We start from the raw sequence: 4,919 nt of genomic DNA, 5'->3' as shown, positions 1-4,919 counted from the left end.
GAGGAAGCCCAGCAGCGCGCGGCGGCCGGCCTGGCCAGGCCGCCGTTGTGGATTCGCGGCTACGAGGCTGACCCGCGCCTGATCCAGCCGGCGCGCAACAATATCGAGCGTGCCGGAGTGGCCGACTGGGTGAAGATCTACCAGGGCGAACTGGCGACTTTCGAGCCGCGCCCGGACAAGGGCCAGACCGGCCTGGTGATCTGCAACCCGCCCTATGGCGAGCGCCTCGGCGACGAAGCCAGCCTGCTGTATCTCTACCAGAACCTCGGCGAGCGCCTGCGCCAGAGCTGCATCGGCTGGAGCGCCGGGGTGTTCACCGGGGCGCCGGAACTGGGCAAGCGCATGGGTATCCGCAGCCATAAGCAATACGCGTTCTGGAACGGCGCGCTGGCCTGCAAGCTGCTGATGATCCAGGTCGAGCCGCGCCAGTTCGTCACCGGCGAGCGTGGCGAACGCAACGACGAAGGCCTGGCGCGGGCGCCGAGCGAGCCGGCACGGCTGAGCGAGGGCGGGCAGATGTTCGCCAATCGCCTGCAGAAGAACCTCCGGCAACTGGGCAAATGGGCGCGCCGCGACAAGATCGAGTGCTATCGCCTGTATGACGCCGACATGCCGGAGTATGCCCTGGCGGTGGATATCTACGGCGATTGGGTTCACGTCCAGGAGTACGCCGCGCCCAAGTCGATCGATCCGGCAAAAGCCCAGGCGCGCCTGTTCGACGCCCTGGCGGCGATTCCGCAGACCCTGGGCGTTGCCCAGGAGCGGGTGGTGGTCAAGCGCCGCGAGCGCCAGGCCGGCAAGAAGCAGTACGAACGGCAGAGCAGCGAGGGCAAGTTCCTCGAGGTGGGCGAGGGCGATGTGCGCCTGCTGGTGAACCTGACCGATTACCTGGATACCGGGCTGTTCCTCGATCACCGGCCGATGCGCCTGCGCATCCAGAAGGAGGCGGCCGGCAAGCGCTTCCTCAACCTGTTCTGCTATACCGCCACGGCCACCGTGCATGCGGCCAGGGGCGGCGCGCGCAGCACCACCAGCGTCGACCTGTCGAAGACCTACCTGGACTGGGCGCGGCGCAACCTGTTGCTCAACGGCTTTTCCGACAAGCAGCGCCTGGTGCACGGCGACGTGATGGAGTGGTTGCGGGAAGACGATGGCCAGTACGAACTGATCTTCATCGACCCGCCGACCTTCTCCAACTCCAAGCGTATGGAAGGCGTGTTCGACGTGCAGCGCGACCATGTCGAACTGCTCGACCTGGCCATGGCGCGGCTGGCGCCGGGCGGGGTGCTGTATTTCTCCAACAACTTCCGCAAGTTCGAACTGGACGAGAGCGTGCAGGCCCGCTATGCGGTCGAAGAGATCACTGGCGAAACCCTCGATCCGGATTTCGCGCGTAATCCGAAGATCCATCGGGCCTGGAGAATCACCGTTCGCTGAGGCGAGCGGCATTCATGCAAAAGGCCGCCGGCGGGCAACCGCTGGCGGCCTTTTTTTTCGTACTGCGCCTTATTTCCGCGCGTGCAGGCTCAGCAGTACCTGGTCGAGGATCGCCGAAGCGCCCCACGGCCGCGGGCTGTTGAGGATCGCCACCACCACCCAGTTGTGGCCGCTGGCGTCGCGGCTGAAGCCGGCGAGGGCGCGCACGGTGTTGAGGGTGCCGGTCTTCACGTGCGCCTCGCCGACCAGTGCGGTGCGCCGCAGGCGTTTGCGCATGGTGCCGTCGAGGCCGGCCAGCGGCAGCGAGGAGATGTACTCCGCTGCATAGGGGCTGTGCCAGGCGGCTTGCAGCATCGCCGCCATCTCACGGGCGCTGACCCGTTCCTGGCGCGACAGTCCCGAGCCGTTCTCCATCACCAGGCGCGGCGCGGTGATGCCCTTGCGCGCCAGCCACTGCCGCACCACCCGCTGCGCGGCCTGGGCGTCGTCGCCGTCGGCGCTGTTGCGGAACTGCGCGCCGATGGAGAGGAACAACTGCCGGGCCATGGTGTTGTTACTGTATTTGTTGATGTCGCGGATGATCTCGACCAGGTCTGGCGAGAAGGCCTTGGCGATCAGCGTGGCGTTGCGCGGTACGCTGCCCTGGCGGTCCTTGCCGAGGATGCTGCCGCCCAGTTCCTGCCAGATGCCGCGCACCGCGCCGGCGGTGTAGCCGGGATGGTCGAGCAGCGACATGTAGGTCTGCGCGCTACAGCCCTGGGGAATCTGTCCGGTGGCCAGCAGGGTGGTGCCGTCGAACTGAGTCACCGGGCTGAAGCGCAGCTTCGGCCAGGCCGGGCAGGTGGCCGGCGCGGTCATCTTCACCTGGTTGTCGATGCGTACGTTGGCCAGCGGCGGGTCCATCTGCACGTTGACCTTGTTGCCGTCGGTGCGCACCACCATGCGCACGCTCTTCAGGTTGACCAGCAGCGAGTCCGGACCGACCAGGAACGGCTTGGTGTCGTCGCCGCCGTCGTCGTTGAATACCGGCAACTGCGGGATGTTGAAGTAGCTGCGGTCGAGTACCAGGTCACCTGTGACCTTGGTCACGCCATTGGCGCGCAGGTCGCGCATCAGCAGCCAGAGCTTCTCCATGTTCAGTTTCGGATCGCCGCCGCCCTTGAGGTAGAGGTTGCCGTTGAGCACTCCGTTCTTGAGCTGGCCGTCGGTGTAGAACTCGGTCTTCCACTGGTAGGTCGGGCCGAGCATTTCCAGGGCGGCATAGGTGGTGAACAGCTTCATGGTCGAGGCCGGGTTCACCGATACGTCGGCGTTGTAGTAGGTGGGGTTGCCCGGGCCGTCGAGCGGAATCAGCACCAGCGACAGATCGTTGCCGGTCAGCTTGTTGGTCTGCAGGGCTTTCTGCACGTTGGCCGGCAGGGTGGCGTTGACCTGGGCGAGGGTGGGAAGGGCGAAAGGCAGGAGCGTGGCGAAGGCAAGAGTACGCAGCGACTTGAACATTAATGAAGAACCCTTGAAGACGGAGGGTAGAAAATGAAATGAAGATGAAAAACGAAGCGAACCTGAAAAAAGAGACGGACATCACGCGAAGAGGCCGTCTTGCTCATTATGCCGCAAGGCGGATAACGATGCGCTGGAGTTTCGCGGAGTTCGCCGTCATATCGCCGAATGGTCGGAACTGGTAGAGTGCGCCGGCAATCCGGCCGCGCCGCGCGGAGCTTGCCGGGGTTCGCCCGCGGCTCCAGCGGCGTCGGCTACTGTCTGTAATGCGAGGCTCCGCCAATGGAGCGTCAATCCAGGAGATGCCGCCATGGCTACTAATCGTTCCCGCCGCCTGCGCAAGAAATTGTGCGTCGATGAATTCCAGGAGCTGGGTTTCGAATTGAACTTCCACTACAAGGAAGGCGTGGATGCCGATGCGGTGAACGCTTTCATGTTGCGCTTCATCGATCAGGCGATCGAAGCCAACGAACTGACCTATGGCGGCTGCGACGAATTCGGTTTCGTCTGCCTGGCGCGCCGTGGCTCGGTCAATGAAGAGCAGCGGGCCCTGATCGAGGCCTGGTTGAAGCAGCAACCGGAACTGGCCAGCGTCGAGGTCGGCGCGTTGGTCGACGCCTGGTACCCGGAACAGCCTGTCCTGCCGAAGCTCTAAGCGATAGCGCCGCCATCCCGCCCGAGGATGGCGGTCGCGTCTTCCCTCCCTTTCAATCCTGCTCCGGCGCTATCTGGCCCGGCGCCCGTCGTGCTTTCCTTTGCCCTGCCGAAGGCATGTCGGCGGCTTGTGGCCGTACATGCGGATAGCATTACTCCGAAGCCCCTGACGAACTATTCAACTCGCTCTGGCAGATAACGAGCCGGGAGAGCGCGTATATATGCGGGTGTTTTTCATGCAGATAACCAGGCCAATTGCTTGGCAATATACGAGGTTTTGAATTCGCCGTAAGAAATAAATTAAGTTTCCGTGAGAATATTCCTTAAAGTATATGAGTTGCCATCGAATATCTCGACAATATGGCTCCCGTCTATATCTTGCTCAGGAGAATTTTTTCTGAATTTTTATTGGCAAGGAAATCAGACAATGAGCCGTATCCTGATAGTCGACGATCATCCCGTGATTCGCATGGCCATGAAGATGTTGCTGGAAGCCGAAGGGCACCAGATCGTCGGCGATACCGATAATGGCGTGGATGCCATCAGCCTCGGGCGGGAGCTGAAGCCGGACCTGGTCATCCTCGATATCGGCATTCCCAGGCTGGACGGCCTCGAGGTCATCAGCCGCCTGATGGTGCTGGCGTTGCCCCTGAAGATCCTCGTCCTGACCGGCCAGAGCGCCTCGCTCTTCGCCCTGCGCAGCATGCAGGCGGGCGCCGCCGGGTTCGTCTGCAAGCAGGGCGGACTGGCCGAACTGGTGACGGCGGTGAATGCGGTCGCCTCGGGATACAGTTACTTTCCCAGCTCGGCCATGCGTCCTGTGCAACAGGGCGCCTATTCCGACGATGTGGAATTGCTCGGACGCCTGTCCGATCGCGAAGTATCGGTATTGCAATACCTCAGCCAGGGTTATTCGAACAAGCAGATATCCGAGCAGATGTTTATCAGCAACAAGACCGTCAGCACTTACAAGGCGCGCTTGTTGTTGAAGTTGAACGCCGGCTCGCTGGTGGATCTCATCGAGTTCGCCAAACGCAATACGCTTATCTAAGGGCCGGAACCGAATGAAGTTCCAGAAACGCAGTGCGTGCATGCTCGGCCTGCTTCTCATATTCGCCTGCATGGCGGGATATGCCGTTCCGGCGAGGGCGACGGCTGGCGAATATGCTTCCATGCTCCGGATTCCCGCACCGGATCGTCCGGGGGACGCCGATGTGGTCGACGAAGCGCCGCTACGCCAGGCTGCCGACGGGCTGCGCTCGCCATCCCCTTCCAGCCTGGTGCTCGGCCTGCTGGTGGCCTGCCTGGTCTGCGTCGGATGCCTGGGC

The 4,919-nt window shown here is 62.9% G+C and carries 4 protein-coding genes and 1 pseudogene; 4 read left to right on the top strand and 1 reads right to left on the bottom strand.

Annotated features, from left to right (window positions below; genetic code table 11):
* Positions 1-1,437: bifunctional 23S rRNA (guanine(2069)-N(7))-methyltransferase RlmK/23S rRNA (guanine(2445)-N(2))-methyltransferase RlmL (gene rlmKL / locus FFS27_RS28470; protein ID WP_137952368.1), on the top strand; the 1,437-nt coding region annotated here is incomplete at its 5' end.
* Between the two features lie 69 nt (positions 1,438-1,506).
* On the opposite strand, the gene dacB is transcribed toward rlmKL, so the two are convergent.
* Entirely contained in the window at positions 1,507-2,937 is a 1,431-nt protein-coding gene (gene dacB, locus FFS27_RS28465) for a D-alanyl-D-alanine carboxypeptidase/D-alanyl-D-alanine endopeptidase (protein ID WP_003091272.1), read from the bottom strand.
* 310 nt (positions 2,938-3,247) lie between these two features.
* Between dacB and FFS27_RS28460 the strand changes: the two genes are divergently transcribed.
* The 3 genes and pseudogenes from FFS27_RS28460 to FFS27_RS28450 all read left to right on the top strand — a co-directional run.
* On the top strand, positions 3,248-3,592 hold the full coding sequence (locus FFS27_RS28460) for a YggL family protein (protein ID WP_003091271.1): 345 nt from the start codon (positions 3,248-3,250) through the stop codon (positions 3,590-3,592).
* 426 nt (positions 3,593-4,018) lie between these two features.
* Positions 4,019-4,642 carry a response regulator transcription factor gene (locus FFS27_RS28455; protein ID WP_003091268.1) on the top strand — a complete coding sequence of 208 codons (624 nt, stop codon included), beginning with the start codon at positions 4,019-4,021 and terminating at the stop codon, positions 4,640-4,642.
* Positions 4,643-4,655: 13 nt separating this feature from the next.
* A pseudogene (locus FFS27_RS28450) lies at positions 4,656-4,919 on the top strand (ATP-binding protein); the annotation flags it as partial.

Source organism: Pseudomonas sp. 2VD (assembly GCF_005503585.1).
GTDB classification, from domain to species: Bacteria; Pseudomonadota; Gammaproteobacteria; order Pseudomonadales; family Pseudomonadaceae; genus Pseudomonas; species Pseudomonas aeruginosa.
This window is presented reverse-complemented; position numbering and strand designations above follow the sequence as displayed.

Bases quoted from the DNA above. Each gene is read 5' to 3' on its own strand.
- dacB (WP_003091272.1), bottom strand. From the start codon at position 2,937: ATGTTCAAGTCGCTGCGTACTCTTGCCTTCGCCACGCTCCTGCCTTTC.
- FFS27_RS28460 (WP_003091271.1), top strand. From the start codon at position 3,248: ATGGCTACTAATCGTTCCCGCCGCCTGCGCAAGAAATTGTGCGTCGAT.
- FFS27_RS28455 (WP_003091268.1), top strand. From the start codon at position 4,019: ATGAGCCGTATCCTGATAGTCGACGATCATCCCGTGATTCGCATGGCC.